Here is a 26,973-nt window from a genome sequence, read left to right on the forward strand (position 1 = left end):
CTGGGTCTTGTGCACCCCGGCATACTCCTCCGGGTTGGAGGTGAAGATCGCGCGGAACTCGGGGTGCACCTCCAGGTACCCCTGACCGCTCCGTCGCAGCTTGGGCAGGTTCAGGATCCGCTCTCCCAGGATGCTCAGGAGCGCGTTGTTGGCCTCGGGTCGCGACCGGGTGAACTCGTCGTAGATGAGGGTGTCGCCGTTCTGGCAGGCGGTCGTGAGCCGATTGTCCATCCAGAGGGTCTTCATCTCCTCCTCGGTCTTCAGGACGGAATGGATGAAGTTGTCCACGAGCTTCGACTTGCGATAGCCGTAGTCGTTGCCCACGAGATCAGAGCTGGCGAACTCGTCGTCGCCGTGGACGAGCGTCACCGGACGGCCCAGCTTCGACGCGACGTGCAGGGCGAGGGTGGTCTTGCCCGTTCCCGCCGGCCCCGAGAAGTGAATGGGGTAGCCAACCTGTAGGTACGTGAGGGCGCGGTCGGTCAACGCCTGTACCTCGGGGGTGGATACGAACCCCTCACCCGCCTCGGGACAGACTTTGTCATCGCCCGGCACCACCCGGACCGTGACCTCAGAGAGCACCCCGAACCCATTGTCGGTCATGCGTCACTCCTCTCTCGGAACGGCTTGTTCCCCTCTCCGGGAGGGGGCGCCGCAGGGCGGCGACGGTCTCAACGCGGCCGATGCCGGCCTCTACCCTTCGGTGCCAGGCGGCCCGCGTCGCGGGCTCGGCGCTCCGCCTCCGCGCGCCGGCGCTCTGCCGCGGCCTCCCGCAGCACGTCCTGGCGCTCGGCCACCGCTCGCCACGCGCCAGCGCCGGCGGGCCCGGGCTCCGCGAGGCCCCGTGACCCGGCGGCCCCCGCCCCGACCCAGGCGGCGTGGGCGCCCGCCAGATCGGCCGCGAATGTGCCTCGCAGACTCGCCACCGCGTGTTTCATCTCGACCGCCGCACGCTTGCGCTCCTGCGTCAGCCGTGCGCGCTCGTTGCGGCCCGCGTGGATCTCGTCCACGATCCGCGTCATGCCATCCGTCAATCGCCCCACGCTTCTTCCCCCCTCATTCGATCGGGCGAATCGCGGGGCGTGAAACGTGAGACGTCGCGCCCATCACGGTCCACGACCCCCCCGACTCGCCCGGCCCGAGACGGAGCCGCGCTGGCCGTCAGGCCGTCACGCGCTTTCGCCCGCGAACCACTTTCCGCCCCGCCGGGTGCGGCCGGCCATCGTGCCAGGCGCGGCGCCGGCCCAGACCTTGTGGGCGCCCGCCAGGTCATCCGCGAACGCCTTGCGCAAGCCCGCCACCGTGCCCCTGAGGCCCGAGGCGAACCCGCCGAGCATCCGCTGCTGCCTCCGCGCCATGTCCGCGTGGGCCGAACGGAACCCTGCCTGCATCCCGCCCACCGCCTGCTTCATCTCGACCGTCGCATGCTTGAGGTCCCGCATCAGCCGCCCGCGATCGTTGCGGCCCGCGTGGATCTCCCCGACGAGCCGCGTCATGTCATCCGTCAATCGCCCCATGTGTCCGTCACCTCCTCTTGAGATTCGCCCAACGCCCGCTGGGGGCTGCCGCAGCGGCCCCCAGCGGGACACTGGCCACGACCGTTACGCCGGTGAAGCCGCGCTGGCCGTCAGGCCGATCGCCTCGGCGTACTTGAGATAGGTCTCAACCGACGCGATGACCACCCGGGCCTCGACCGAGAGCAACTCGATCCCGACCAGAGACACCTTCACCCAGGCATCGACCACGATGCCCTTGTCCAGGATGCGGTCCACCACCTCCGCGAGACTGGACGAGTCCGTCGACTTCTGCACCTTCGCCATTGTGTGTCACCTCCCCTGTGTGATGGGTTTCCGCTTGCCTTCGGCTGGCCTCGCCGGCCTCGCCTCGGCCTACCGCACGTCCCACGGAGCAAGGGTCGTGCCGCGCCCCCGGCCGGATTCTCTCCGTGTCTGAGGGCTGCGTTATCAGGACGTTGCGGAGGCCTCGTGCGGTTCGGGCCCGCGCCGGCAGGCTCCCTGCGAGCCCGTTCCATGGAACCCTCGCCATGACTTGAGGAGCCCACCCCCCGAAAGGTTTCCTGCGACGGCACGAGGGGGGGGGCGGCCGGGCGAGCGCTCGGCCCGCTACGGCGCGAGGGCCGCGCTGGCAAGCGTTCGGACTTCGTCGTGCAGGAAGGGCTTGCTCACGAAGGCGTTGATGACGCCCGAGGCTGCGGCCTCGAGCACCTCGGGGTCGTCGCCGTAGAAGTAGCCGGAGACCAGCACGATGCGGATCCCGGGATCCGCCGCCCGGATTCGCCGGGCCAGCTCGAGCCCCTCGGCGTCGGCGAGCTTGGCGTCGACGAAGGCCAGCCGGAAACGCTGCCGCGCGGCCAGATGGAGCGCCTCTTGGCCGGTGGTCGCCGTGACCGAGGCGATGCCGCTCCTTCTCAGGATGTGGTCCAGCGCCCAGCACATGCCCGGCTCGTCATCGACGATGAGAACGGCCGCCTCGTCCCCGATCATCGCGTTCTCGCCCGTCACAGGAGGGGCAGCCTGACGGTGAACGTGGAGCCCTGGCCTTCGACGCTCTCCACCTCGATCGCCCCAAAGTGGTGCTTGACGAGGGAATAACAGATGGACAGGCCCAGCCCGGTCCCCTTGCCCACCGGCTGCGTCGTGTAGAACGGGTCGAACACCTTGTCCATCTCTCCGGCAGGAATGCCGTGGCCGGTGTCGCTGACGCGGACCTGGCCCTCGAGGCCCACCCGCTCCACGTCGACGCGCAGCAGGCCTCCCCCCGGCATGGCGTTCACGGCGTTCAAGAGGAGGTTCAAGAAGACCTGCTGGAGCATGCTGGGGACCCCGCTGACGCGCACGGGATCGGGGGGCAGGTCCACCACCATGTTGATCTGCTGGACCCTGGCCTGGTTGGCCACCAGCGCGGCCGCGTCCCGGACCACTGACACGACGTCCATCGGCTCGACGTCGGTCCGGTCCCCCGGACGGGCGAACCGCAGGAGGTTCTCGATGATGACCGAAGCCCGCCGGATCCCCTCCTGGACCTGCGCTGCGCACTCCCTCCGGAACTCAGCGTCGCTGGAATCCTCCAAGAGGAACTGGGCGCCCGACGAGCTGAGGGCCAACGGGTTCCGGATCTCATGGGCGATCCCCCCGGCCAGGACTCCCAGCGCGGCCAGCTTCTGGCTCTGGAGCAACTGCGCCTCCAGCTTGCGCCGCTCCGTGAGATCGCGGCCCACGACCACGATCGCGACCACCCGGCCCAGGTCGTTCTTCATCGCGGATCCGACCCAGGCGACCGGCACGAGCGCCCCCGGCTTCGTGACCAGGTCCCATTCGGCTGTCCCGAATTCTCTCCCGCTCCTCGCCCGCGCGAACTCCTGTGTCACGAGGGCCCGGTGCGGCTCGGAGCACTGCTCGGAGAAGAGGCGGCCCCGGACCTCGTCGCGGGAATACCCGGACACCCGCTCGGCCGCCGTGTTCCAGGTGAGGATCCGCCCGTCGACGTCGGTGGAGAGGACGAGATCGCTGGCGCTCTCCACGACGCTGGCCACGTGGCGCTCGGCTCGCCGGGCCTCTTCGCCCAGCCGCACCTGCTCGGTCACGTCCTCCAGCAGGAGCATCACGTGCTCGACGGTGCCGCGCCAGGCGAAGGGAATGAGGCTGTAGTAGTAGACGCGCGTGGTCAACCCCGGCGAGCGGTAGGTCATCCGCTCGCCCCGCGTCGGCTCGCCACGCTCGAAGGCGTCGCGAACCCGCCGCGCGAGATCCATGTGATCGAGGATCAGGGGAGGGAAGACGGCGTCGATCCGCTGACCGAGGGTGTCCGCCTCGGCCCGCCGGGCTTTCTCGAGGAAGTTGCGGTTGGCCGATACCACGTGGAGCCGCGCGTCGATGAGGAGCACCGAGGAGGGGATGGCGTCGAGCAACATCGCATAGAGTTTCTCGTAGCGCTCGGTCTCGCCGGGGCCATGCCCGGTCGTCTCGCGGGACTCCCGACGATCAGCCATGTCCCTGCCCCGGCCGCGGCGGCGTCGCGAAGTTGTAGGGGGGCCAGGGGCCGCTCAGGAGGAGCCTGGCCGCCTCCGCGCGCTCGATGTGCCGGAAGGCCAGGCGGAACGGTTCCACCGCCCCCCGCTTGACCAGAAAATAGAGCGAGGAGAGAGCCCGGTCCGTCCTGACGGCGCGGTCGGTCTCGATTCTCTCGGCGAGCCCGTCCAGCGCGCCGCGCAGCCGCTCGGCCACCGCCGCGACGGCGCGGTCGGCTGCCTCCTCGCGGGCGTAGCGCGCCGCCCGGGCCGCCAGATACGCGCGGCCCGACGCGCCCCGGATCTGCGGAGGGATGGGGGAGCAGCGGGAGGGCGATCCGGTGGGGGGCAGGACGCGGACTCCCATCTCCACGCACCCGTCCAGGCCGCGCAGGACGGCCCCGTATTCCTCCCCGTGAACCCGGATCAGCTCCACCACCTGGGGCTCCTCCTCGAACACGCACCCGTAGCGCATCGGCAGAACCGTCCGGTCGGCGTGGAGCGCCTCGACGACCTTCGCGTAGGCCAGCACCGGCGTCATGTTCCGGGTCAGGTCAGGCGGCTCGATCCGCGAGACGGCCGCGCCCAGGTCCCCCTCCTCGATCAGGCTCACGGCAGCGCCCCCGACTCCCGGAGGGAGTCCCGGTGGCGGAGGGTCCGAGACGTGGCCCCCGGACCGCGAGAAGACGATGCCGTAGAGAAGGAGGGTCATGCCGCCGGCGTGGGCTCGAGGGACGGAGAGAAGCTGTAAGGAGGCCAGGGCCCGGAGAGGTCGAGGACGAGCCCGTGGAGGGCATGCTTGGCGTTGATCTGCCGGATCCGCTCCCGGAAATCGTCCACGCGGCTCCGCGGTACCAGGAACGCCCAATTCAGAACCCTGGCGCCGGCGTCGTCCGGGGTCCCGCCGGACACGATCCGCCGTTCCCGGAAGTCCACCGCGTGGTCGAGCAATGCCTTGCCGATCCCCGCGCTCGCCTCCTTCAGCCAGGCCTCGATCTCCTGGCCGATCCCGGCCTGGATCCTCCGCTCTTCGAAGTAACGCTTCCCCGGTGATGAGGAGACCGCGCCCCCCTGCCGTGCGAGAGCCGCGTCCAGAAAGTGGACCTTCGCCCTGCGCCTGTCGAGCGCCCCCTTGACAGCCCACTCGTCGTGGCCGGCGAAACGATCCAGGGCACGCGAGAGGGGGTCGTGGTGGGCTTCGAGCCACGCGGCCAGGGTCTCCCGTGACGAGAAGAGCGTGGCGAGGCGGGCCGGCACCACGGGGGAGACGCGCATGGCCCGCTCGATCACTTCTTCGTGGCGGCAGGCCCGGGGCCCGACCCAGGCGAGGTCACTCATTCGTGCCTCGGCCGGTGCCCCGAGGAAATCGTCCACGCTCACCGCGCTGACCACTGCCACGATGTCCTCGAACCGGATCAGATCCAGGGGATGCTCGGCGTCCAGGCCCGGGCCGTCGATGGCGGTCAGGGCGCCGGATCGCGCGAGGCAGTAGAGGTACGTGGCGGGCATCACGCCCTCGAGGGAACCGACCCGCCTGCCCGGGACGCGAGAGCCTCCCGGGCGAGGCGCCTGACCTCCCGGTTGTCGAAGGGCTTGGTGAGGTAGTCGAAGGCACCAAGCTCCATGCAGGTCCGGACCGTCTCGACCGATCCGTGGGAGGTGACCATGATGACCGGGACACCCGGGTCGAACCTCCGGATGCGCCGGAGGACCTGCGTGCCGATCATGTCAGGCAACTTGATGTCCAGGATCACCAGGTCCACCCCGCCCTGCCGCGCGATCGCCAGAGCCTCGGCGCCCGTTCCGGCCGCGAGGATCTCGGTTCCCTCTGCGGCCAGGATCCGGGTGACGAGGCGGAGCACTTCCGGCTCGTCGTCCACCACGAGGATGGTGCATCGGGCCTTGGGCGGGGCGTCTGCCATGGGTCACCTCCGGCGGGTCGCGCGCCTGTGCACCGGCTGAGCCGGGACCTTCTTCCTGGGCAGGATGATCTCGAGCACGCCGTTCGTCAGGCGCTCCTGAAAGCGCTCCGCGTCCACGTTCGGAGGCAGCTCGATCCGCTCGCTGAACCGCTGCTCCCCCCGCGTGGCCTGGAGAACGTAGTGCTCGGGAGTCATGCTCAGCGAGATCTCGCCCCGGGTGAACCCTCCCAGGTCGACGACAATCAGCACCTCCTCGGCCTCATCGAAGACGTCAACCAGGGGCCCCCTCACCCGCTTGAACGACGGCCTGATCTGATATCGCCACTGCCGGGGCTTCCTCAGGGGCGTGAACTCGGCGCTCGGGCAGTCCGAAGATCCGCCCGAGGGCCGCCGCACGCCGACGCCCCGGCGCGTCTGGCGCGAGACCGTCGACATCGTGCGTGGGGGAATGCCCCGGATCACGGGATCACGCGTCCGTGTCGTCGCCCGGCGTGCCCTCCCCGGATTCCTGGGCCGCGGCGAGCGCCGTCCGGATGTCCCGGGCCGTGATCCGGAGCGCCTTCGCGTCGGGTGGGTTGTCACCGGCCGCCTCCACCACCCGGCGCACCGCCGTCAGCGCGGCCCGGTGGCAGACGCCGGCGATGTCGGCGCCGCTCAGGCCTTCGGCCTGGGCGGCCAGCTTCTTCGTGTCGATTCCCGGCGCCAGGGGTTTGCCCCGCAGGTGAACGTCGAAGATCTCCTGGCGCCCCTGCTCATCCGGCATCGGGATCTCGATCACCTCGTCGAACCGGCCGGGCCGGAGGATGGCCGGATCGATCATGTCCGGGCGGTTCGTCGCCCCGAGCACCAGGACGCCCTTCAGCTCCTCGACGCCATCCATCTCGGCGAGGAACTGAGCGAGAACCCGCTCCGACACGTGCGAATCCGAGCCGCCGCCGCTCCGGGTGGGGATCAGCGCGTCGATCTCGTCGAAGAACACGACACAGGGCGCGGCCTGACGGGCCTTCTTGAAGACCTCACGCACCCCGCGCTCCGATTCCCCCACGTACTTGGACAGGAGCGAGGGGCCCTTCACCGAGATGAAATTGACCCGGCTCTCGTTGGCGATTGCCTTGGCGACGAGCGTCTTGCCACAGCCGGGCGGACCTGTCAGGAGGATCCCCTTCGTTGGCTTGATCGACGCCGTCTCGAAGAGCTCCGCGTGCTTGAGGGGCCACTCCACCGCCTCGACGAGACGCGCCTGGACCTCGGCAACCCCACCCACGTCCTTCCACCCGACATCGGGCACCTCGACGAACACCTCCCGGATGGCCGAGGGCTCCACATCCCTGAGCGCCGCGATGAAGTCGTCCATGCGCACCTCGAGCTTGGCAAGCTGCTCGTAGGGCACATGCGCGAGCGAGAAGTCGATGTCGATGAGGACCTGGCGCAGGCAGATCATGGCCGCTTCCCGGCACAGTGCCTCGAGATCGGCCCCGACGAAGCCATGGGTGATCTCTGCCAGATGCGGCAGGTCCACGTCCTCGGCGAGCGGCATCCCGCGGCTGTAGATCTCGAGGATCTCCAGCCGCCCGTTGCGGTCGGGGATCGGGATGGCGATCTCGCGGTCGAACCGCCCCGGCCGCCTCAGCGCCGGATCGAGCGCGTTCGGGATGTTGGTGGCGCCGATCACGATGACGTGCTGGCGCTTCGTGAGACCGTCCATCAGGGCCAGGAGCTGGGCCACGACCCGCTTCTCCACCTCGCCCAGCACCTGCTCCCGGCGGGGGGCGATGGCGTCGATCTCGTCCAGGAAGATGATGCTCGGGGCCTTGCGCGTGGCCTCCTCGAAGATCTTCCTGAGATGCGCCTCCGACTCCCCGTAGAACTTGTGGATGATCTCGGGGCCGTTCACGGAGAAGAACGCGGCCTCGGTCTCGTGGGCGATGGCGCGGGCGATGAGCGTCTTGCCGCAGCCCGGAGGCCCGTGGAGGAGCACGCCCTTCGGCGCCTCGACCCCCAGCCGCTCGAACACCTCGGGATAGCGCAGCGGCAGCTCGATCATCTCCCGCACGCGCACGAGCTCCCGCTTGAGCCCCCCGATGTCCTCGTACGAGAGCGCCCGGCGCGGCTCCTCGCCCGCCGCCGTCCCGATCACCAGCTGGGTCGTGGGGTTGATCACGACCGGCCCCTTGGGAGCCGTGCTCTCGACCTTGAAATCGGCCCAGCGGCTGCCGAAGAGCGTCGCTCGGACGCGGCCGCCCTCCAGGGCAGGAAGCCCGTCCAGCAGGCTGCCGATGTACTTCAAGTCCCGGTCGGCAGGCGTGATCGTCGTGGGCGCGAGCACGACCCGATCGGCGGGCCGGCTGGCGACTTTCCTGACCTGGACGATCTCGTCCAGGGCCGCGCCGGCGTTCTCGCGGGCGAGCCCGTCGACCTGGATCCGGGACTGCCCGCGTTGCTCCTTGTAGGCCGGCATCGCCTTGCACACGGTCGTGCGCTTCCCGGTGATCTCCACGATCTCGCCGATCGCCAGCCCGAGCCGCTGGAGATCCTCGGGATCCATGCGCGCGAACGCCCGGCCGACATCCTTGCCGAGGGCCTCGGTCACGCGGAGCTTGAGGGTCGGCATCCCGTCACTTGACACACCGGATCTCCAGGACGCCGTTGGCGCAGGACACCTGCATCTTGTCCCGCGGGAAGCTCCCCGGCAACAGCACTTCCTTCCTGTATTTCTTCTCTCCCCGCTCGGCGACAATGGTCAGCAGGTCATCCTTGACCTCGAGGCGCACGTCGTCCACGCCGATCCCGGGCATCTCGGCAACGACCAGGGTGTGGTCCCGCTCCTCGAAGACATCGACCGCGGGCTCCCTGACCTCGTGAACCACCGACTGCCCCGTCTCCTCGTTGCGACGGATGTTCCCGAAGGGCTCGACCTTGACCCCCTCGCCCCCGAGGCCGACCTTGACCGTGAAACCGTAGATCCCCTTGAGCTCCTTCCCGGAGCCGGGCCCACGGATCTCCCCGGTCTGTGAGAACTCGCGCCCCGTCTCCGCGAGCTCCCCCAGCTTTTCCACCAGACCGCCGAGACCCATCAGGATCCCGCCGAGCCCTGCCCCGACTCCCCCCTCGCTGGGGGTCCGCTTAGCCCTCTGCTTGGCCATCGCCTTCGCCTCCCTGTACGGCAAGGCCGTACTCCTTCAGCTTCGTGTGGATCGTCTTGTAATCGATCTGGAGCAGCCGCGCGGCCTTGGCCTTGTTCCCCCCCGTCTTCTTCAGCATCTGGATCAGGACGGTCCGTTCCACGGCGATGGTCGCGCGGCGCACCACCTCCTTGAGGCCCACCCCGTCGGTCGAGACATTCGGAGCGCCCGGAAACCCGAAGGGCGGCGCCGGGGCGAGCGCCAGCCCGAGGTGAGCGGCCTCGATCACGGCATCCGCCAGCAGGACGGCGCGCCGGATCGCACTGCGCAGCTCTCGCACGTTGCCGGGCCATTCATGCGTCAACAGCCGTTCCACGGCGCCCTCCGAGAAGCCCTTGACCGCCTTCCCGAGCTCATGGTTCGTGAGGTCCAGGAATCGCTTCGCCAGGAAGACGATGTCTTGCTTGCGCTCCCTGAGCGGCGGGATCATCATGACGAACTCGTTGAGGCGGAAGTAGAGATCTCGGCGAAACCCGCCCGCCGCGACCGTCATGTCGAGGTCGGCGTTCGTGGCCGCCACGAGACGGATGTCCACGCTCACCGGCCTCGTGCCCCCGACCCGGACCACGCTCCGGTCCTGGAGCGCGCGGAGCAGCTTGGCCTGGGACCCGAGCGGCATGTTGGAGATCTCATCGAGGAAGAGGGTGCCGCCCGAGGCGGCCTCGAACTTCCCCGGCTTCTGCCGCTCGGCCCCCGTGAACGCGCCCTTCTCGTGGCCGAACAGCTCGCTCTCGAACAGCGTCTCGGGAATCGCCCCGCAGTCCACCGCGATGAACGGGGCGGAGGCCCGGGGGCTGGCGTGGTGGATCGCCCGGGCCACGAGCTCCTTGCCGGTTCCGGTCTCGCCCGTGACGAGCACCGCGAAGTCAGAGGCGGCGACGCGCGTCACATCCGCGCTGATCCGCGCGACGACGTCGCTCGGCCCCATCAGATCTGGAAGCGAGGCGGCCTCGCGTGTCCGCTCGGACAGGATCCGGATCGTCCGGCGCAGGCGCCGGTCGTTCATGGCTCGGTGGACCGCCCGGATCACGTCGGCGTGGTCGAACGGCTTCACCAGGTAGTCATGCGCCCCGGCCCGGAGCGCCTCGACCGCGCCCTTGACGAACCCGTGACCGGTGATCATGATGACGGGCAGGTCTGCATCCAGCTCCCTGGTCTGGCGCAGCACCTCCATGCCGTCCAGACCGGGCATCTTGATGTCCAGCAGCAGGACGTCGGGGGACTCGCGCCTGATGAGGTCCAGCGCCGCCTGCCCGTCGGCGGCCGTCACCGGCTCGAACCCCTCCTTCCGCACGAGGCGGGAGAGGATGTCGCGAATTCCCTCCTCGTCATCGACGATCAGGATCCGGCCGGCCGGGACGGTCACGTCGCCCGCCTCCGCGGATGGGGTGGCCGGCGAATCGGATGCGTCACCCGGATGTCCGTGGCGAGCCGGGCGTCGAGCGAGTGGAGCATCCCCAGGAAGAGGAGCCCCGTCTCTCCGGGCCGCAGAGACTCGTTGACGCGGCGAGCGATGTACTCATCGCGCCGCGCGAGGAGGGAGCGGCTCCGCGCCCCGTGACGCGCCTCGATCCGGGCCGCCTCCTTCGGGTCCTTGGCGGCCAGGACCTCTTGAACGAGCCGGTACTCTTCCAGGAGCAGCTCGGGCGATTCGGTCCCCATGAGGGTGGCACCTCTCTTCATCAGCGAGAGGAGGAGCTGATGATTCGCGCTTCCAGCCGAGGCCAGCTCAGCCACGATCTCCGCTTCGCGTCCGCAACGCGGCAGCCCATCCTGGTACAGGCGAACGTTCTCCCAGGGCAACCCCCACCCTTCCACCGCTCGGCGGATCTCCTCCCACATCTGCCCTATGGCCTCCACGTGGCTCTTCCACGCCTGGCGGCCCAGCTTCTGGACCGTCACGCGCCGCACCGACCCGGCCAGCGCTCCCATGTCGGCCTGTGTGTGGATGATCGGGATGTGGATCAGGACCCGCCTCCTCACCCGGTCCGGCGGCCTCACTCCCGACGCCTCCGGCACCTGGGGGCGTGGCGCTGACGCCATGGTGTGCGCTCCATACGCTCTTTCAACGCGGAAGTCACTTGCCCGTGCTCCGGCCCACGTCGCTGACCGCGTTTCGGCCGGCAGGGAGGTCACGCCACAACATCTACGCCACCGAGACCGGAAAGTTACAATAGTTTCGCTACTCTCGCTTTCGGATCCCCCGGGCCTGCCTGGGGGCCCCAGCGGTCACTGCCAGGCCGGCGCCGCGACAGCCACGGCAGGAACGGGCTGGCGCTCCTGGGCCCGCGCGGGCAGCTGCCGTTCACACGCGCCCCCGCCGGCTTCGGCGGCGGGCGGGAAAGACATGCGGGCTGGCGCGACGCCGCCCACCCGGACCAGCTCGCCGGATGCGCCCGGAACCCAGCGCCCCGCGACGACACCCGAGCGCACCGCGGGGCAGAGGCAGCAGCCCTCGATCATCAACGTCGAGGCGCCGGGAGACTCCTCGGTGATGGGTAGCGAGGCGTAGGCCAGCTGCCGCCACTGGCATCTGTGAGGGTCGGCAGGCGCCTGTGCCGCGGCGTCCTCTTCACGATGGGACCCCCGCCACGCCCGGCCGATCCGCTCGACAAGGCCGATCCCGAGTGGCGCCGCGCCATTCCGCTGCTCGAGCCGATCCATGACTGCCATCAGGATCCTCCTCGGGAACTCACCCCGGTCCCCTGCACCGCCTCGGAGCCTCGCGCCCTGGTGGCCCGCCTCAACCTCTCCAGGCTGCGAGAGGGTTAAGCAACGATAGTGCCAGAGGCTGGGCTGGCTTCGGGCCGGCGAGCATGCAGCAAGAAGGGAGCGGGTGCCGTCGGCGAGAGCCAGCAGGTCGAGAAAAGTGACTGCGGATCCCGATCGGCGGCGGATCAGGCGCAGTGAGTATGGAGGAAACGCTATGGAGTTAACACCATATTCTATGGTGCGGCGTCCCTGCCCTGAGGCGGCGTCGCTATTCTGTCATAGGTCCAGGATCTCGTGCGCCTTCCGGGCGATCTCGTTCGGGCTGAATGGCTTCTGGAGGAAGAAAGCCCCCGGCACCTCGGGCCCTTCGGTCCCGTCGTCGAAGTAGCCAGAAATGAAGAGGACTTTCATCTTTGGAAAGGTCGCCACGAGGCGCTCGGCGAGCACCCGCCCGCTTCCTCCCGGCATGACCACGTCGGTCACGAGCAGCTGGATTGGCCCCTTGGCCGCCGCCGCCACAGTGAGCGCCTCCTGCAAGCCCCCGGCGGTATGCACCCGGTAGCCGGAAGCCTCCAGCCCCCGCTTGACGATCTCCCGGACCTCCGGCTCGTCATCGACGACCAGGGATGTCACGGCCCCGCCGCAACTCAGGCCAGGGGCGAGGACGGGACCCATCTCCTCGGCCGGCGCGTCGCCCTCCTCCTCGTCACGTGGCAGGTAGACCCTGAACGTGGACCCATGCCCGGGCCGGCTGTCGCACAGGACGTACCCGCGGTGCTGCTTCACGATCCCGAAGACCGTCGACAGCCCCAGCCCCGTCCCCTTCCCGGACGCCTTCGTGGTGAAGAACGGCTCGAAGATCTGCCTCCGTACGTCCTCAGTCATTCCGGACCCCGTGTCGCTGACGGCGAGCATCACATACTGACCGGGGGCCACGGCCTCCAGGGTCGGGCGGAACGCCTTCTCATCCAGCTCGACGTTGGCCATTTCCACCGTGAGCGTCCCCGCCGGGAACCGCTCCCCCGGGGCCACCATCGAGTCCCTGGCGTTGACCACCAGGTTCATGATCATCTGCTCGATCTGTCCCGGATCGGCGCGCACGCGCCACAACCCCGCCGCCGTGCGGACACGGGCCAGGACTTGCTCCCCCAGGAGCGGGCGGAACATGGCCACCATCTCGTTGACGAGGTCCTGCAGACGCAGCGGGCGGGGCTGGATCTTCTGCTTCCGGCTGAAGGCCAGGAGCTGGCGGACCAGCCGCGCGCCCCGGTCCGCGGTCTCGCTGATCCGCTCCGCGTCCTCGCGACCGGGATCATCCGCCGGCATCGCGTCGAGGAGGAATTCCGCACACCCCTTGATGACCGTCAGCTGGTTGTTGAAGTCGTGGGCGATGCCTCCGGCCAGTCGCCCGATCACGCGCGTCACGTCGTCCTGGTCCCTCTGCGCTCTCAGTGCGAGGCGCTCCTCCTCGGCCCGCCGGTACTCGGTCACATCCCGGATGTGCTCCACGGCCTCACGGACCGTTTCCTCGCCGGAGATCAGCGCGTAGCTGTGGACCTCGAGCTCCCGGCTGTCCGCGCTCCCGGCGCGGTCCTCTCGCTGCATCGACACCGACACGGCTCTCCCGGTGTCGAAGGTCGCCTGCACGGGACAGCCAGGACAGACCTCGTCTCTGCCGAACAGCTCCCGGTGGCACTTCCGCCCGACGAGCTCCGCGGCCGGCACCCCGCTCGAGGTGGCGGCGCCCTCGTTGGCATCGAGGATGATGAACTCCCGGTTGACGATCACGACGGCGTCCGAAATGGAGTTGAACACGGCCAGGGTCCGGCGCTGGCTCGCCGAGAGCGCCTCCGTCTGGACTTGGATCCGCTCTTCCAGCTTCCGAACCAGGGCTCGATTCTCCTCGACGAGCCGGGAGCGCTCCAGGGCCCGCTGCACACTCAATTCGAGCTCACCAAGAGTGAGGGGCTTGAGGAGATAGTCGAAGACTCCATGACGGAGCGCGTCCATGGCCGAGGCCATGGTCGAATGCCCGGTGACGATCAGGACTTCCGTCGGTGGGGAGAGCGCCTTGATCGTCTTGGCCAGCTCGAGCCCGCCCATGCCAGGCATCGAAAGGTCGGTGATGACCAGGGCCGGATGGTCGCGCTGGAAGATCCGGAGGCCCTCCTCGCCATCGTGCGCCGAGAGGACGTCATAACCAGCCAGCGAGAGGCATTCGACCATGATATCGAGGACGTCCCGTTCGTCGTCGACGACCAAGATCCTGGCGCCGCGATCACCCGGGGGCCCCGTCACTGATCGAAGCACTCGACCGACCGCCTGGAGCTCCCGGCCCTCACCCATCCCCAACGTCTCCCTCCCGCCGACCATCACGGGCCTGGCATCCACCTCCAGCGCCGTCCAGGCCAGTCCTCCCTCTCTTATTCCTATCCCGGCGGGTCGTCAAGCATCGAGGACGGCCGCCAGCGGAAGGCGGGGGGGGCCGGGCCGGGCCGAATCCGATACAATGAGGCGGTGCGACTCCCTGCCGACGCCATCCACGCTCTGGTCACGGGCGAGCACGGGGACCCCTTCTCGGTGCTGGGTCCCCATCGCGACGCCGCGGGATCACTGACGATCCGGGCCTTCCTGCCCGGGGCGCGGGCGGTGGAGGCGGTGGCCGAGGGCGGCGCCCCACCCCACCGGCTCCTGGCGCTCCACCCCGCCGGGCTCTGGGAGGGGTCCATCCCCGAGAGGGCCCCCGGCGCCACCGCGCCGCTCCGCTACCGGCTGAGGGTCACCGATGGCCAGGGGCGCACCCGCGAGATCGAGGATCCATACCGCTTCGCGCCCACGCTCTCGGATTACGATCTCCATCTCCTGGGCGAGGGGACGCATTACCGCGTCTACGACAAGCTCGGTGCCCACCCGGCGCGGGTCGACGGCGTGAAGGGCGTGATCTTCGCCGTCTGGGCCCCCAATGCCCGGCGGGTCAGCGTGGTCGGGGACTGGAACAGCTGGGACGGCCGCCGCCACCCCATGCGGCTCCATCCTGCCAACGGCATCTGGGAGCTGTTCGTCCCCAGCGTGACGGAGGGAGCGCGCTACAAGTTCGAGGTCCTGGCGCGCTCGGGCGCGCCGCTGGCGCTCAAGGCCGACCCCTACGCCGTCTGCTTCGAGCCGGACGAGCCGCGCACGGCCTCCGTCGTCCGCGATCTCTCCGGCTACCAGTGGCAGGACGCCGCGTGGATGGCCGGGCGGGGGAACCGCCAGGGCCTGGCCCAGCCGATGTCCATCTACGAGGTGCATCTCGGCTCCTGGCGCCGCGTGCCCGAGGAGGGCGGGCGCTTCCTCGGCTATCACGAGCTGGCGGATCAGCTCGCCGACTACGTGACCGACCTGGGCTTCACCCACGTGGAGCTCCTGCCCGTGATGGAGCACCCCTTCTACGGCTCCTGGGGCTACCAGACCATCGGCTACTACGCGCCCACGCGGCGGTACGGCGAGCCCCGCGACTTCATGGTCTTCGTGGACCGTCTGCACCAGCGCGGCGTCGGCGTCATCCTCGACTGGGTGCCGGCCCACTTCCCCCAGGACGCCCATGGCCTCACCTTCTTCGACGGCAGCCACCTCTACGAGCACGCGGACCCCCGCCTGCGCGAGCACCCGGACTGGGGCACGCGCGTCTTCAACTTCGGGCGGCTGGAAGTGGCCAACTTCCTCATCGGCAACGCGCTCTACTGGCTGGACCGCTACCATGCGGACGGGCTGCGCGTGGACGCGGTGGCCTCCATGCTCTACCTCGACTACTCGCGCCAGCCCGGCGAGTGGCTCCCAAATCAGTTCGGCGGCCGGGAGAACCTGGAGGCCATCGCCTTCGTCAAGCGCCTCAACGAGGTGGTGTACGGCCTCTACCCGGATGTGCTGATGGTCGCGGAGGAGTCCACCGCCTGGCCCGCGGTGTCGCGCCCGGTGTACCTCGGGGGCCTGGGCTTCGGGCTCAAGTGGAACATGGGCTGGATGCACGACGTGCTGGACTATCTGCGCCACGAGCCCGTCCACCGCAGGTACCACCACAACCAGCTCACCTTCGGGATGCTCTACGCCTGGAGCGAGAACTTCCTCCTGCCCCTCTCCCACGACGAGGTGGTGTACGGCAAGGGGTCGCTCCTCGGCAAGATGCCGGGCGACGACTGGCAGCGCTTCGCCAACCTGCGCCTCCTCTACGCCTTCATGTGGGGCTACCCGGGCAAGAAGCTCCTGTTCATGGGCGGCGAGATCGCCCAGCCCGCCGAGTGGGACCACGAGCGGAGCCTCGACTGGCATCTCCTCGACGCGGGCCCGTATCACCGCGGCGTCCAGCGGCTCGTGGCGGACCTGAACCGGCTCTACCGGAGCGAGCCGGCGCTGCACGAGCGCGACGCCGAGCCCGAGGGGTTCCGGTGGATGGACTGCAGCGACTGGGAGCAGAGCGTCATCTCCTTCGTCCGCTTCGCGCGCGAGGAGCGGGGCCTCGTCCTCTGCGTCTGCAACTTCACCCCCGTCCCCCGGCCCGGCTACCGCGTGGGCGTCCCGCGCGCGGGCTGGTGGGCGGAAGCCGTCAACACGGACAGCGCGCTCTACGGCGGCAGCGACGTGGGGAATGCGGGCGGCGTGCACAGCCAGCCTGTCCCGTGGCACGGCCAGCCGCACTCGGTCCTCCTCACGCTGCCCCCGCTGGGGGGGCTCCTGCTCCGCCACGCGGGCCCGTGAGCCCAGCCGTGCCGGCTCCCGTCAGGACGCGGCCGGGCGCGTCCTATCCGCTCGGTGCCACGTGGGACGGCGCCGGGGTGAACTTCGCGCTCTTCAGCGAGCACGCGACGGCCGTGGAGCTCTGCCTCTTCGACACCGCCGATCCGGCCCGGGAGGCGCAGCGGATCCCGGTCCAGGAGCGCACCGACCAGGTCTGGCACCTCTATGTGCCCGGGGCGCGGCCGGGACTGCTCTACGGCTATCGCGTCCACGGCCCGTACGACCCCGCGGTCGGCCATCGCTTCAATCCGGCCAAGCTCCTCCTGGACCCCTACGCGCGCGCCCTGGCGGGCCCGCTCCGCTGGGACGATGCGCTCCTCGGCTACCGCGGGGGCGAGCCCGCGAGCGACGCCGCCCCCGACGAGCGGGACAGCGCCCCCTGCGTGCCGAAGAGCGTGGTGGTGGATCCGGCCTTCTCCTGGGACGGCGACCGCCGGCCGCGGACGCCGTGGCACGAGACCGTCATCTACGAGCTGCACGTCAAGGGATTCACCGCCCGCCACCCGGACGTCCCCGAGGCGCTGCGCGGCACCTATGCGGGGCTCGCCGCGCCGGCGGTGGTGGATCACCTCTGCCGCCTCGGCGTCACCGCGGTGGAGCTCCTGCCGGTGCATCACTCGGTGCCGGAGCGCGCGCTGGTGGACCGTGGGCTCACCAACTACTGGGGCTACAACTCCATCGGCTACTTCGCCCCCGATGCCCGCTTCGCCGCCGCCGGCTCACGGGGGGAGCAGGTGGCCGAGTTCAAGAGCATGGTCAGGACGCTCCACGGGGCGGGGATCGAGGTCATCCTGGACGTGGTCTACAACCACACGGCCGAGGGCGGGCGCCAGGGACCGACGCTCTGCTTCCGCGGCATCGACAACGCCGCCTACTACCGCCTCCGGCCCGACGACCGCGCCGAGTACGTGGACTACACCGGCTGCGGCAACACGCTGGACATGACGCATCCGCGGACGCTCCAGCTCATCATGGACAGCCTCCGCTACTGGGTGCTCGAGATGGGCGTGGACGGCTTCCGCTTCGACCTGGCCTCGGCGCTGGCGCGGGAGCTGCACGACGTGGACCGCCTCTCCTCCTTCTTCGACGTGATCCACCAGGACCCGGTGATCTCCCAGGTGAAGCTCATCGCCGAGCCCTGGGATCTCGGCGAGGGCGGCTACCAGGTGGGCAATTTCCCGGCGGGCTGGGCCGAGTGGAACGGCAAGTACCGCGACACCATCCGCCGCTACTGGAAGGGCGACGGGGGGCAGGTGGCCGAGCTCGGTTACCGGCTCACCGGCAGCAGCGACCTCTACGAGCGGGGCGGCCGGCGGCCCTCGGCGAGCGTCAACTTCGTCACGGCTCACGATGGCTTCACGCTGGCCGATCTCGTCGCCTACAACGGCAAGCACAACGAGGCGAACGGCGAGGGCAACCGCGACGGCACCGACGAGAACTGGTCCTGGAACTGCGGGGTCGAGGGCCCGACGGAGGACCCCGACGTCCTGGCCCTGCGCGCGCGCCAGGTCCGGAATTTCCTGGCGACCCTGCTCCTCTCCCAGGGGATCCCGATGCTCGCGGCCGGCGATGAGATCGGCAGGAGCCAGGGCGGCAACAACAACGCCTACTGCCAGGACAGCGCGCTGTCGTGGTTCCCGTGGCCGCTCTCCCGACAGGCCCTCGGCCAGCTCGAGTTCACGCGTCGGCTGATCCGGCTCCGGCTCGGGCACCCGGTGTTCCACCGCCGGATGTTCTTCCAGGGCCGCCGCATCCGGGGCTCGGAGGTGAAGGATCTGTCCTGGTTCCGCCCCGACGGCAAGGAGATGACCGAGGAGGAGTGGCATGACGGGCTGAGCCGCTGTCTCGGGCTCAGACTCGCGGGGGACGCCATCGAGGAGGTGGACGACCGGGGCGACCGCATCGCCGGCGACTCCTTCCTCGTGCTGCTCAACGCCCACCACGAGGAGATCGCCTTCGTGCTCCCCGCCCACCGGGCCCGGATGCGCTGGGAGCTCACGCTCGACACCCGGGACTGGGAGCTGGGGCCGCGGCGGCAAACCTTCGGGGCCGGGGATGCTTTCCCCCTCATGGGCCGCTCGCTGGCCGTGTTCCGGCTGAGGAGGCGAGCCCCGCGCTCGAGGGACCCCTTGGAGATATCCTGAAGGAGGGACGGCCCATCATGGTCGACAGCCAGGAATTCGACTCCGAGCTTCACCGCACGGCGCTGGCCCAGCTGGACCGTGTCGCGGCGAGACTCGACCTCGACCCGGACATCCACGAGCGGCTGCGCGTCCCGCGCCGGGCGCTGGTCGTCTCCGTCCCCATCCGGATGGACACGGGCAAGACCAAGGTGTTCATCGGCTACCGCGTCCACCACAACACCGCGCTCGGCCCCACGAAGGGGGGACTGCGGTACCACGAGGACGTCAACCTGGGCGAGGTCACGGCGCTGGCCATGCTGATGACCTGGAAGTGCGGGCTCATGGGGCTCCCCTACGGCGGCGCCAAGGGCGGCGTCCGCTGCAACCCCAGGGAGCTGTCCGGGGCCGAGCTGGAGCACCTGACCCGCCGCTACACGGCGGAGATCATCCTCCTGATCGGACCGGACCACGACATCCCCGCCCCGGACCTCGGCACCGACGAGCAGACCATGGCGTGGATGATGGACACCTACTCCATGACCCAGGGCAAGAGCGTCCCCGGAGTCGTCACGGGCAAGCCGCTCATCATCGGCGGCTCGGTGGGCCGGCGGGAGGCGACGGGCCGCGGCATCGTCTACGTCCTCTACCAGGCGGCGCGCCACCTGGGCCACGAGCTCAGGGGGCGCCGGGTCGTCGTCCAGGGCTTCGGCAACGTCGGCGGCGTCGCCGCGCGCCTGCTGTGGCGAGACGGCTGCCTCATCACCGGCGTGAGCGACTTCCGCGGCGGGGTCTGGAACCCCGCCGGGCTCGACATCCGCCAGCTCGAGACCCATGTGGCCGAGAGCGGCAGCGTGGCGGGCTTTCCCGGCGCCGATCCGCTCAGCAACGCCGAGCTCCTCGAGCAGCCCTGCGACATCCTCATCCCCGCGGCCGTGGGCTCGCAGATCCGCGAGGACAATGCCGGGCGCATCAAGGCCAGCGTCGTCGTGGAAGGGGCCAATGGCCCCACGACGCCGGAGGCCGACGTGCTCCTCCACGACCGCGGCATCACGGTGATCCCCGACGTGCTCGCCAACGCCGGCGGCGTCGTCGTCTCCTACTTCGAGTGGGTGCAGGGGCTGCAGTACTACTTCTGGAAGGAGAGCGAGATCACCTCGCGGCTGCAGGAGATCATGGCGCGGGCCTTCAACCGCGTATGGACGCTGGGCCAGAAGGAAGGGGTGGACCTCCGCACGGCCGCGCTGATGGAGGGCGTCCGCCGGGTCGCCGAGGGCCACCGCGTCCGCGGCCTCTACCCGTAGCCCACCGAAGGTGTGAACCCGCGGGCCTGGCCGGCACGGTCAGGGAGGTGCTCGACCGGGCGCGCCTGGCTACCGGCGAGTGATCAGCGCCGGATTCGGCGATCGGGTTCGACCGGCATGAATGATCACGATCGGCCTCCCCCCGTGCCCTCAAGGCGCCACATGCCCTGGATCTACCGGTAGCCGACCTGGAGCTTCACGAACGCCTCGCTCTGCTCCGGGGTGGCGAAATCTCGGGCGGTGCCGCCTCGGCGGTAGCCGGTGAGGCGATACTCGCCCAGAAGCCGCACGTTGGTCTCCTCCCGCTCGAAGAGCGTGTACCCGACCCCCAGGCTCGCCCGGGTGTCGGCCGACCAGATTCCTGCCTGGCGCGCGAGGCCGTCGTCCCACAGGTGCTCGAACCTGGCGGCGACGTCCAGGGGCTTCGCGAGCCTGTACGTCAGCCCGAACGAGACCATCTTCTCCTCGAACGACCTTCCGAGCCGCTCCCCGGAGCTCTGGAGGACGTAGCGCTCCCGGGCCAGGGCGGCGGCGAACTCGACCTCCGCCGTCACACGACCCAGGGTGTATCCTGCCGAGGCTGTTGCGGTCGTGTTGCGTCGAGCGTCCCCGGGTTCTGACAGGACCGCCGCGGCCAGGAGGAGGTCCTTGAACGGCGCAACGCTCGCGGCGACGATGAATGATGTGACGTCGTCGGTCTCGGCCCGGAAGCCCGCGTCGGTCGAGCGCACGACTGACTCCGCATCGAAGAGGCCGGACGCGAACAGGTGATTCATCTGCTCTTCTCCGCGGTAGACGGTTGCGGAAAGATCCAGTGCCCATGTCTTCAACGTCAGGCCGAGCGTCGCCCCGGCCTGTTTGACCTCGTACGCGTCCTGAGTCATGGGGTCCGTGACCAGGCGCGAGAAGAAGGCGCCGAACGGTTGAGTCCGAAAGCCGAAGACCCCGTAGACGGGGACCTCTTCGCTCCTCAGCGTGATCGTCCCTTCGTCGATCGTCACCTTGTCGTCTACCGGCTGGCCCTGATCCGTCGTCTGCGCCCCGAACCACTCCGAGGTGAGCACCAGCCGGGCGGTGAGGAAGTCCAAAGGCCTCGCCTCAAGGCCCACCGAGGCCCTCCGGAGGAAGAGGTCCGACGTCGAGCCACTGTGCGTGTCTCCCACGTCCTTGTGGGCGCGCCATCGGCCCTCGCCTTCCACCTTCAGCGTGAAGGCGATCGATTCCTCGTCGCGCCTCTTCAACTCCTGCCGCACCTCGTCCCTCAGCGCGTCTGCCACTTCCTGGGGCGCTGGCGGGACGACCCCCTCGATCTCCTTCTTCAGCGCCTCGTATTCCTCTTGGGTGAGGATGCCCTTCCTAATGAGCAGCCGAGCCAAGGCCTCGTCGCTCGCGCCCGCCGTGGTCAGGCTCGGACAGGCCAGGGCGGACAGGACGGACAGAAACATGCTGACCAGCAGTCTGCGCATGGCGTTCCCTTCTCCCTCGGGCTGGATTAGGGCGCTGGGCGCAAGGCCGCTGGCCGCTCGGGATTGAATCGACGCTCGTCGGTCAGGACATCCGCTGAACCTCTCTCGGAGCGGGAGGGACGTTCACGACGACGCGGCGCTTGCAGCGCCGGCACTTGAGCTCGAGGCCGCCGTCGCGCCAGCGGGCCAGCAGGTTGCCGCAGTCGCAGCGGCATTCCCCGCCCCGCAGACCCGCGGCGGTCGCGTCGGTAGCACGAGCCCGCATCACCGCTGGGTCACCGGGTAGTGCTGCATCCATGCGACGCGGCCATGGTGATGTTCACCAGAGGTAGAAGACCGGGACCCAGGCCGCGAGGATGAGCGCGACGCCGGCCAGGTGCGGCAGGAGCGCGAGCCTGACACGGCGGCCGTCGGCCGTCTGGAGCGCCAGGATCCGGCGGCCGAGATGGAGGCTCCAGACCGCGCCCCCGGCCAGCAGCGCGCCCCGGATCACGTCGGTGGCGAGCCCGGGAAAGCCCACGCCCTTGAGGTAGCCGAAGGTGAGCTGGCTCAGGCCGAGGAAGAGGGACAGAAGGCTCAAGGGCGTGTAGAGGTACCCGATCCGGGTGAACAGCTCACGCATCCGGGCCGGCTCGCCGAGGACGGGCTCGAGCAATCGGCCGGAGAGCCACGTGAGTGCGGAGAAGAGACCGACGGTGAGCAGGGTCACTCCGAGCAGGAAGGCGACGATGCTCATCCCGTCGAGCAGGTTGAACACCTCGCCCGCGTCCGGGTGATCGGACAGGAGCCACCAGGGGGCGCTGGAGCCGATGACGCTGCCGAGACCGGCGGCGAGGGCGAGGCTGCCGAGGAGCTCCTTCAGCCGTGGGAAGAGGGGATTCACCGTCCAGTGGAAGACGCCCAGCGGGAGGCCGATGGCGCCGAAGAGGAAGACGACCTCCCAGACGAGCGGCTCGGCGGTGTTGATGTGGAGCAGCTCCTCTCCCGGGCGACGGAGTCTCAGGTGAATCGAATCCCGCCAGCCGGCGCAGCGGAAGCACATGAGGCAATACCGGTTTGTCGCCATCTTCGGGAGATAGATGAAGACCGGGCACGGATCTTTCTTCCCGGTCTGCCCGCGAGCCGGCGTCCATGCCGCGAGGCGCGCGTGATCCACCCGGAAGTGCATGGCCCCGAGGCGCGAGAAGACGCCGAAGAGCAGGCTCACCGGACAGAGGTAGCGGCACCAGACCCAGCCCCTCCGCGTGTAGATCAGCGCGACGGTCACGGCCAGCGCCGTGGACCCGCCGAGGATCAGGAGCTGGGGCGCCGGATACTCGTAGACGCCGATGAGCTGACCGTAGATCGTGATGCCGACGAACGCGAGGAGCGGGATCCCGCCCCAGCGCATCCAGCGCGGGATGGGGCGGTCCCCGCCGAAGCGCGAGGCCCATGCCGCCAGCGCCCCCTCCGGGCAGAGGAAGCCGCACCAGGCGCGGCCGAAGAGGATCATCGAGAGGACGACGAAGGGCCACCAGAGGTACCAGAAGACGAATTGCGAGAAGCGAACGACGCTCGTGAAGGGGGTGGCGTCCTCGGGCGGCGCCGGCAGGAGCGGTGGCACGAGGATCAGGGCCAGGTAGACGAGGATCATGCAGAGGTGGAGCGCCGGGAGGACGCGGGGGTGTCGCAGGAAGGCCAGCTCGATGCGGGCCGCCAGCCTCGACCCGAGGGCAGGAGGGGGGGCGGACGAGGACGTCTCCGGCCCGCGGTGATCGGCCGCGGAGGCCCCGTCGCACACGACCGGGACGGATGAATGCGCCGGGCCCCTCATCTCACCGGCTCCCCTTCGGCGCCGGATGCGTGAGCTTCCACTCGACCTGCACGGGGTTCCACCACCGGGAGACGCCGGTCTCGAGGTCCGTGTGACGCCCGAATCCCACCTTGACGGGAGGGGCGATGGTCAGCGTGATCGTGTAGCCCCCGGGCCCGGGGAGCCTGAGGTTGTTGCCGTAGCGCATCCCGTCGCGCGTGACCAGCGGATGGAGCTGGCCGGCCCCCGCGTCACCGCCGTCCTGCCGCCGCGCGCGGTACGAGACCGACAGGTACGGGACGAACTCGCCGGCGCCGAAGCCGTTCCTGTTCCCCTTCTGGGCCCGGACGTCGACGGCCAGGAACAGGGACGCGCCGCCGGGTGGCGCGAACAGCGACCGGCCCGCCGCGTCCGGTCCCTGCACGGCGAGCGGCGGCAGGGAGCCGGCGACGATGGTCAGGCCGGCCTCCGGCCCGGCCACCGACTCCATCGCGGCTTCCTTCGGGGCTGCCGTCGAGAGACCGACGAGGCCCACGAGCAGGAGGAGGACGAACAGCAGCGTTTCCCGAGAGATCGTTGGCTTCGAAGTCATCATCGCCTCCTCAGTAGCCGCCCTTCTTGCCTGGGCCGAAGTACTTGAACGACCACTCCACCTGGAACGGCTTCCACCAGGGAATCTTCGAGGCCAGACCAAGACCCTGCCGCACCGGGGCGTCCGGGCCTCCGCTCCCTGGCGGCTCGACGATGAAGATCAGCTTGTAGTTGCCGAGCCCGGGCATCTTAAGGTTGGCCCCATAGTGAGGGCCGTCGTTGGCCACCATCGGGTGGAGCAGCCCCGACTGCTCGTGCCCGGTGTCGAGGTTCTTCAGCGTGTAGCGCACGGTGAGGGCCGGCACCCACTCGCCGTCCCGGAACCCGTGCTTGTTGCCCTTCACGGCGTGGATGTCCGCTTCGAGATGGATGTTCGATTTCGCCCTCGGGAGATAGAGCGGCTTCCCCTGGTGGCTGGCCGGCTCCATCTCGATCGGCTGGAGATAGACGGCCGCCACCTCGAGCCCCGCTGCCTCGATTACTTTCGGCTCCCCGATGGGGACCTCCTTGGAGAGCGCCGATCCCGGTACGAGCCCGAGCGCCAGGGCTACTGCGACGACTACGGTTCGACGCGCACTCATGCGCTTTCCCCTCCTCGAGGTCATGGGTGAACCGTTTCGGCGCTCGCCAGCCTCCCGCGCCGCCGGAAGAGGTGGCCGACCGCGACGATCGCTGCGCCGACGAGGACTGCCTGGAGCCCCACGCTCTCCCACGTCGGGTAGAGGCCGAGAAAGTCCCACGTGGGGATCCCGCTCGCCGGCGTGATCCCGACGAGCCCCGACTCCTGCAGCTCCCGGATGCCCCTGCCGGCGAAGACGAAGGCGAGGTAGTAGAGCAGCACGGACGTGACCGTGAAGAACGGCCCGATGGGAATGCGGAGCGCGCCGGATCGGAGGAGGAGAAACATCAGGACGAGGACGAGGGACCCGACGCCGAGACCCGCCAGCACCGCCCCTCCCTCGCCGGGGCCGCTCCCGGCGAGGAGCGCCTCGTAGAACAGGACCGTCTCTGCGCCCTCCCGATAGACCGCCAGGAACGCGGCGGACCAGAGGGTGACGAGGCTGCCCGCCCCCAGCGCGGCCTGCACCTTCGTCCGGACGTAGCGTTGCCAGCGGTCGGCCTCTGCCTTGCTGGTGAGCCAGTAGCTCACGTAGAAGAGCACGGCGGTGGCCAGGAGCATCGCGGCGCCCTCGAGCGTCTCCTGGTGGCGGGGGCTCACGGTGAAGAGGGTCCGGATCGCGATCGCCGTCAGCACGCTCGCCACGAGCGCGACGGCGCTCGCTCGGTAGACCACGCCAACCCTGCCCCGGTGGCCGGACTTGAGGAGGTACGCCGCCAGGGCCGTGACGATCAGGATGGCCTCGAAGCCCTCGCGCACGATGAGGATCAGCCCGTTGAGGAAGGCGCCCCAGTGGCCGCGGTTCTGGTCCAGGAGCGCCGCCGCCTGATGAATCCGGCCCTTCAGCGCCTCCACCGCCTCGGCGACGGTATCCGCCGGCTCCCCGGCGACGATCAAGCCCCGGAGGTGCACGAAGCCCGCCTCGATCTCGGCCTTCCGTCGCGGGGCGCGTGCCGCCACGGCGGCCTCCAGCCCCTGCCCCTCGAAGAGATCGAAGTAGGCGCTCATGAGGAGCGCCTTGGCCCCCTCGCGGTCGCCGGCCCGGTGACGCTCGCTTGCCTGTTCAAGGCGAGCGGAGATCTGCGTCGTCAGCGCCTGCGCCGCGAGCGCGCGCGGGACGGCGTCCGCCTCGGGCCCGACACTCTCTTCCTTCTCGGCGAGGGGCGTCGCCGTCGCGCCGGCCCGGACCAGCTCCCGCGCGTCCTGGTCGAGCGCCTCGCGCAGCGCCGCGATCTGCTGCCGCACCCGCAGCGCCGGCTCCCCCCTCGTCATGGCCTGCCGGAGCCCCCCGAACATCCGTTCCAGCTCCCGCGCGCGCCGGACGGAGATCTCCCGGCGGACGGCGGCCTCCATGCCGCGCTCTTCGAACGGGCCGAAGTACGCGTCGGCGGCGAGGTCCTGCGCGCCCCGCAGATCCTTGGCTTCGTACGCCCTCACGGCGCGATCCAGCACGCCCGAGATCTCGCCGACGATCTCCAGCCAGGGGCCCGGCAGCGCCTCGGTCCCGCCGAGCGCGACGGACGCGACGAGCAGGACGCCCACAGTGGCTCCCACCCCGATCCGGACGCGCGGTTCTCTTGTCATCCGTGCTCTCCCAGATGTGACTTAGGCAACCCTAACTCTGACAACACACACACCCTAATGTCAATGGGAATTTCTCCGGTGCCCTGGACAGCCGCCGAGAGCCCGGAAGAAGCCTCCGGATCGGTCAGGTCGCGGCTCGGGCAGCGAGAGGTGCCGGCTCTACTCGGACGAGACTGTCGAGGTCCTTCGGTTCATCGAGCCGGCCCAGCGGCTCGGCCGCACGCTGGGCGAGATCAAGGAGCCAGGCCCTGGGATGCCTCATGGCCGGTGCACCGGATGACAGGAAGGCGCGGGTACTTCGGGAAGCTCGGGTCCTCGGCCGCACGCCCGCATCGGTAGAACACCGACCCGCGTCCGGACGTGACGCGTCGCACGTGACGGCAATTCGCGCACAGTCCCGCGACCTGCCGCTCGCGCGCTGGATCGGGCACGTCCTTCATCTCGTGCCAGCGTAGCGAGCGGGCGCCGGCCCGTCAACCTGCCGGGACGGAGAGACCTGCCCCGCGGTCCGGACCCCGAGTGTGCTACCCTCGCTCCCGCCAGGGCAGCGCGGTGACGGCTGACAACCCCATGACGCAAAGGGACAGGTCAATGACGACCCAGGTGAGCGAGCCGCGGATGGAGCTGGAGCAGCACTTGCACATGTACCGCCAGATGGCGAAGATCCGCGCCTTCGAGGAGCAGGTGAACGAGCTGTACAAGAGCGCGAAGATGCCGGGCCTGGCCCACCTCTACGCGGGCGAGGAGGCCGTGGCGGTCGGTGTCTGCGAGGCCCTGCGCCGCGACGACTTCATCACGAGCACGCATCGCGGGCACGGCCACTGCCTGGCGAAGGGGGCGTCGGTCAACCGGATGTTCGCCGAGCTGCTCGGCAAGGAGCC

Annotated in this window: 25 protein-coding genes; 4 read left to right on the forward strand and 21 right to left on the reverse strand. The window is 69.7% G+C overall.

Going from position 1 to position 26,973, the window contains the following annotated elements:
- The 16 genes from HYV93_03280 to HYV93_03355 all read right to left on the reverse strand — a co-directional run.
- A partial coding sequence (locus HYV93_03280; GenBank protein MBI2524984.1) for an AAA family ATPase occupies nt 1-603 on the reverse strand: 603 nt, incomplete at its 3' end.
- 68 nt (nt 604-671) lie between these two features.
- Complete coding sequence (locus HYV93_03285; GenBank protein MBI2524985.1) at nt 672-1,022, reverse strand: hypothetical protein; 351 nt, start codon at nt 1,020-1,022, stop codon at nt 672-674.
- 147 nt (nt 1,023-1,169) lie between these two features.
- Nucleotides 1,170-1,517: a hypothetical protein gene (locus HYV93_03290; GenBank protein ID MBI2524986.1), complete on the reverse strand. Its 348-nt coding sequence runs from the start codon at nt 1,515-1,517 to the stop codon at nt 1,170-1,172.
- A gap of 84 nt (nt 1,518-1,601) precedes the next feature.
- Nucleotides 1,602-1,820, reverse strand: coding sequence for a gas vesicle structural protein GvpA (gvpA, locus tag HYV93_03295; GenBank protein ID MBI2524987.1), 219 nt, complete (start codon nt 1,818-1,820; stop codon nt 1,602-1,604).
- A 303-nt stretch (nt 1,821-2,123) separates the two neighbouring features.
- Nucleotides 2,124-2,504: a response regulator gene (locus tag HYV93_03300; protein MBI2524988.1), complete on the reverse strand. Its 381-nt coding sequence runs from the start codon at nt 2,502-2,504 to the stop codon at nt 2,124-2,126.
- Nucleotides 2,505-2,518: 14 nt separating this feature from the next.
- Nucleotides 2,519-4,009 (reverse strand): PAS domain S-box protein, encoded by a 1,491-nt coding sequence (locus HYV93_03305; GenBank protein MBI2524989.1) that lies wholly within the window; start codon nt 4,007-4,009, stop codon nt 2,519-2,521.
- The gene (locus tag HYV93_03310) at nt 4,002-4,739 is read right to left on the reverse strand and encodes a GvpL/GvpF family gas vesicle protein (protein ID MBI2524990.1); all 738 of its coding nucleotides are present in this window, start codon (nt 4,737-4,739) and stop codon (nt 4,002-4,004) included. The genes HYV93_03305 and HYV93_03310 overlap by 8 nt, the downstream gene beginning before the upstream one ends.
- The gene (locus tag HYV93_03315) at nt 4,736-5,536 is read right to left on the reverse strand and encodes a GvpL/GvpF family gas vesicle protein (protein MBI2524991.1); all 801 of its coding nucleotides are present in this window, start codon (nt 5,534-5,536) and stop codon (nt 4,736-4,738) included. The genes HYV93_03310 and HYV93_03315 overlap by 4 nt, the downstream gene beginning before the upstream one ends.
- The gene (locus HYV93_03320) at nt 5,536-5,949 is read right to left on the reverse strand and encodes a response regulator (GenBank protein MBI2524992.1); all 414 of its coding nucleotides are present in this window, start codon (nt 5,947-5,949) and stop codon (nt 5,536-5,538) included. Before HYV93_03320 ends, HYV93_03315 begins: the two co-directional genes overlap by 1 nt.
- A gap of 3 nt (nt 5,950-5,952) precedes the next feature.
- Nucleotides 5,953-6,198 (reverse strand): Hsp20/alpha crystallin family protein, encoded by a 246-nt coding sequence (locus HYV93_03325; GenBank protein MBI2524993.1) that lies wholly within the window; start codon nt 6,196-6,198, stop codon nt 5,953-5,955.
- A gap of 217 nt (nt 6,199-6,415) precedes the next feature.
- Nucleotides 6,416-8,560 carry a CDC48 family AAA ATPase gene (locus HYV93_03330; GenBank protein MBI2524994.1) on the reverse strand — a complete coding sequence of 715 codons (2,145 nt, stop codon included), beginning with the start codon at nt 8,558-8,560 and terminating at the stop codon, nt 6,416-6,418.
- 4 nt (nt 8,561-8,564) lie between these two features.
- On the reverse strand, nt 8,565-9,092 hold the full coding sequence (locus tag HYV93_03335) for an Hsp20/alpha crystallin family protein (protein MBI2524995.1): 528 nt from the start codon (nt 9,090-9,092) through the stop codon (nt 8,565-8,567).
- The gene (locus tag HYV93_03340) at nt 9,073-10,497 is read right to left on the reverse strand and encodes a sigma-54-dependent Fis family transcriptional regulator (GenBank protein ID MBI2524996.1); all 1,425 of its coding nucleotides are present in this window, start codon (nt 10,495-10,497) and stop codon (nt 9,073-9,075) included. The genes HYV93_03335 and HYV93_03340 overlap by 20 nt, the downstream gene beginning before the upstream one ends.
- Entirely contained in the window at nt 10,494-11,132 is a 639-nt protein-coding gene (locus HYV93_03345; GenBank protein MBI2524997.1) for a hypothetical protein, read from the reverse strand. Before HYV93_03345 ends, HYV93_03340 begins: the two co-directional genes overlap by 4 nt.
- A gap of 228 nt (nt 11,133-11,360) precedes the next feature.
- Entirely contained in the window at nt 11,361-11,804 is a 444-nt protein-coding gene (locus HYV93_03350) for a hypothetical protein (protein ID MBI2524998.1), read from the reverse strand.
- Nucleotides 11,805-12,119: 315 nt separating this feature from the next.
- Nucleotides 12,120-14,189 (reverse strand): response regulator, encoded by a 2,070-nt coding sequence (locus HYV93_03355; protein ID MBI2524999.1) that lies wholly within the window; start codon nt 14,187-14,189, stop codon nt 12,120-12,122.
- A gap of 171 nt (nt 14,190-14,360) precedes the next feature.
- Between HYV93_03355 and glgB the strand changes: the two genes are divergently transcribed.
- The 3 genes from glgB to HYV93_03370 are packed head-to-tail and all read left to right on the forward strand — an operon-like array spanning nt 14,361 to nt 20,040.
- Nucleotides 14,361-16,577: a 1,4-alpha-glucan branching protein GlgB gene (glgB, locus tag HYV93_03360; protein ID MBI2525000.1), complete on the forward strand. Its 2,217-nt coding sequence runs from the start codon at nt 14,361-14,363 to the stop codon at nt 16,575-16,577.
- A gap of 8 nt (nt 16,578-16,585) precedes the next feature.
- Complete coding sequence (glgX, locus tag HYV93_03365) at nt 16,586-18,760, forward strand: glycogen debranching protein GlgX (GenBank protein MBI2525001.1); 2,175 nt, start codon at nt 16,586-16,588, stop codon at nt 18,758-18,760.
- A 17-nt stretch (nt 18,761-18,777) separates the two neighbouring features.
- Nucleotides 18,778-20,040: a Glu/Leu/Phe/Val dehydrogenase gene (locus HYV93_03370; protein ID MBI2525002.1), complete on the forward strand. Its 1,263-nt coding sequence runs from the start codon at nt 18,778-18,780 to the stop codon at nt 20,038-20,040.
- Between the two features lie 173 nt (nt 20,041-20,213).
- Here the strand turns inward: HYV93_03370 and HYV93_03375 are convergent, their stop codons facing one another.
- The 5 genes from HYV93_03375 to HYV93_03395 form a co-directional block, all read right to left on the reverse strand.
- Nucleotides 20,214-21,506, reverse strand: a complete 1,293-nt coding sequence (locus tag HYV93_03375; GenBank protein ID MBI2525003.1) for a hypothetical protein — start codon at nt 21,504-21,506, stop codon at nt 20,214-20,216.
- 319 nt (nt 21,507-21,825) lie between these two features.
- Complete coding sequence (locus HYV93_03380) at nt 21,826-23,319, reverse strand: 4Fe-4S binding protein (protein MBI2525004.1); 1,494 nt, start codon at nt 23,317-23,319, stop codon at nt 21,826-21,828.
- A 1-nt stretch (nt 23,320) separates the two neighbouring features.
- Nucleotides 23,321-23,890 (reverse strand): iron transporter, encoded by a 570-nt coding sequence (locus tag HYV93_03385; GenBank protein MBI2525005.1) that lies wholly within the window; start codon nt 23,888-23,890, stop codon nt 23,321-23,323.
- 10 nt (nt 23,891-23,900) lie between these two features.
- On the reverse strand, nt 23,901-24,470 hold the full coding sequence (locus HYV93_03390; GenBank protein MBI2525006.1) for an iron transporter: 570 nt from the start codon (nt 24,468-24,470) through the stop codon (nt 23,901-23,903).
- A gap of 20 nt (nt 24,471-24,490) precedes the next feature.
- Nucleotides 24,491-26,092 (reverse strand): FTR1 family iron permease, encoded by a 1,602-nt coding sequence (locus HYV93_03395; protein MBI2525007.1) that lies wholly within the window; start codon nt 26,090-26,092, stop codon nt 24,491-24,493.
- A gap of 591 nt (nt 26,093-26,683) precedes the next feature.
- On the opposite strand from HYV93_03395, the gene HYV93_03400 reads away from it, so the two are divergent.
- Nucleotides 26,684-26,973: ABC transporter substrate-binding protein (locus HYV93_03400; GenBank protein ID MBI2525008.1), on the forward strand; the 290-nt coding region annotated here is incomplete at its 3' end.

The sequence above is a fragment of the Candidatus Rokuibacteriota bacterium genome (assembly GCA_016188005.1).
Lineage (GTDB): Bacteria > Methylomirabilota > Methylomirabilia > Rokubacteriales > CSP1-6 > UBA12499.

What these genes read in the sequence shown, in the direction of transcription:
- HYV93_03285 (MBI2524985.1), bottom strand. Translation starts at nt 1,022, where the DNA reads ATGACGCGGATCGTGGACGAGATCCACGCGGGCCGCAACGAGCGCGCA.
- HYV93_03290 (MBI2524986.1), bottom strand. Translation starts at nt 1,517, where the DNA reads ATGGGGCGATTGACGGATGACATGACGCGGCTCGTCGGGGAGATCCAC.
- gvpA (MBI2524987.1), bottom strand. Translation starts at nt 1,820, where the DNA reads ATGGCGAAGGTGCAGAAGTCGACGGACTCGTCCAGTCTCGCGGAGGTG.
- HYV93_03300 (MBI2524988.1), bottom strand. Translation starts at nt 2,504, where the DNA reads ATGATCGGGGACGAGGCGGCCGTTCTCATCGTCGATGACGAGCCGGGC.
- HYV93_03305 (MBI2524989.1), bottom strand. Translation starts at nt 4,009, where the DNA reads ATGGCTGATCGTCGGGAGTCCCGCGAGACGACCGGGCATGGCCCCGGC.
- HYV93_03310 (MBI2524990.1), bottom strand. Translation starts at nt 4,739, where the DNA reads ATGACCCTCCTTCTCTACGGCATCGTCTTCTCGCGGTCCGGGGGCCAC.
- HYV93_03315 (MBI2524991.1), bottom strand. Translation starts at nt 5,536, where the DNA reads ATGCCCGCCACGTACCTCTACTGCCTCGCGCGATCCGGCGCCCTGACC.
- HYV93_03320 (MBI2524992.1), bottom strand. Translation starts at nt 5,949, where the DNA reads ATGGCAGACGCCCCGCCCAAGGCCCGATGCACCATCCTCGTGGTGGAC.
- HYV93_03330 (MBI2524994.1), bottom strand. Translation starts at nt 8,560, where the DNA reads ATGCCGACCCTCAAGCTCCGCGTGACCGAGGCCCTCGGCAAGGATGTC.
- HYV93_03335 (MBI2524995.1), bottom strand. Translation starts at nt 9,092, where the DNA reads ATGGCCAAGCAGAGGGCTAAGCGGACCCCCAGCGAGGGGGGAGTCGGG.
- HYV93_03350 (MBI2524998.1), bottom strand. Translation starts at nt 11,804, where the DNA reads ATGGCAGTCATGGATCGGCTCGAGCAGCGGAATGGCGCGGCGCCACTC.
- HYV93_03355 (MBI2524999.1), bottom strand. Translation starts at nt 14,189, where the DNA reads ATGGGTGAGGGCCGGGAGCTCCAGGCGGTCGGTCGAGTGCTTCGATCA.
- HYV93_03370 (MBI2525002.1), top strand. Translation starts at nt 18,778, where the DNA reads ATGGTCGACAGCCAGGAATTCGACTCCGAGCTTCACCGCACGGCGCTG.
- HYV93_03375 (MBI2525003.1), bottom strand. Translation starts at nt 21,506, where the DNA reads ATGCGCAGACTGCTGGTCAGCATGTTTCTGTCCGTCCTGTCCGCCCTG.
- HYV93_03380 (MBI2525004.1), bottom strand. Translation starts at nt 23,319, where the DNA reads ATGAGGGGCCCGGCGCATTCATCCGTCCCGGTCGTGTGCGACGGGGCC.
- HYV93_03385 (MBI2525005.1), bottom strand. Translation starts at nt 23,890, where the DNA reads ATGACTTCGAAGCCAACGATCTCTCGGGAAACGCTGCTGTTCGTCCTC.
- HYV93_03390 (MBI2525006.1), bottom strand. Translation starts at nt 24,470, where the DNA reads ATGAGTGCGCGTCGAACCGTAGTCGTCGCAGTAGCCCTGGCGCTCGGG.
- HYV93_03395 (MBI2525007.1), bottom strand. Translation starts at nt 26,092, where the DNA reads ATGACAAGAGAACCGCGCGTCCGGATCGGGGTGGGAGCCACTGTGGGC.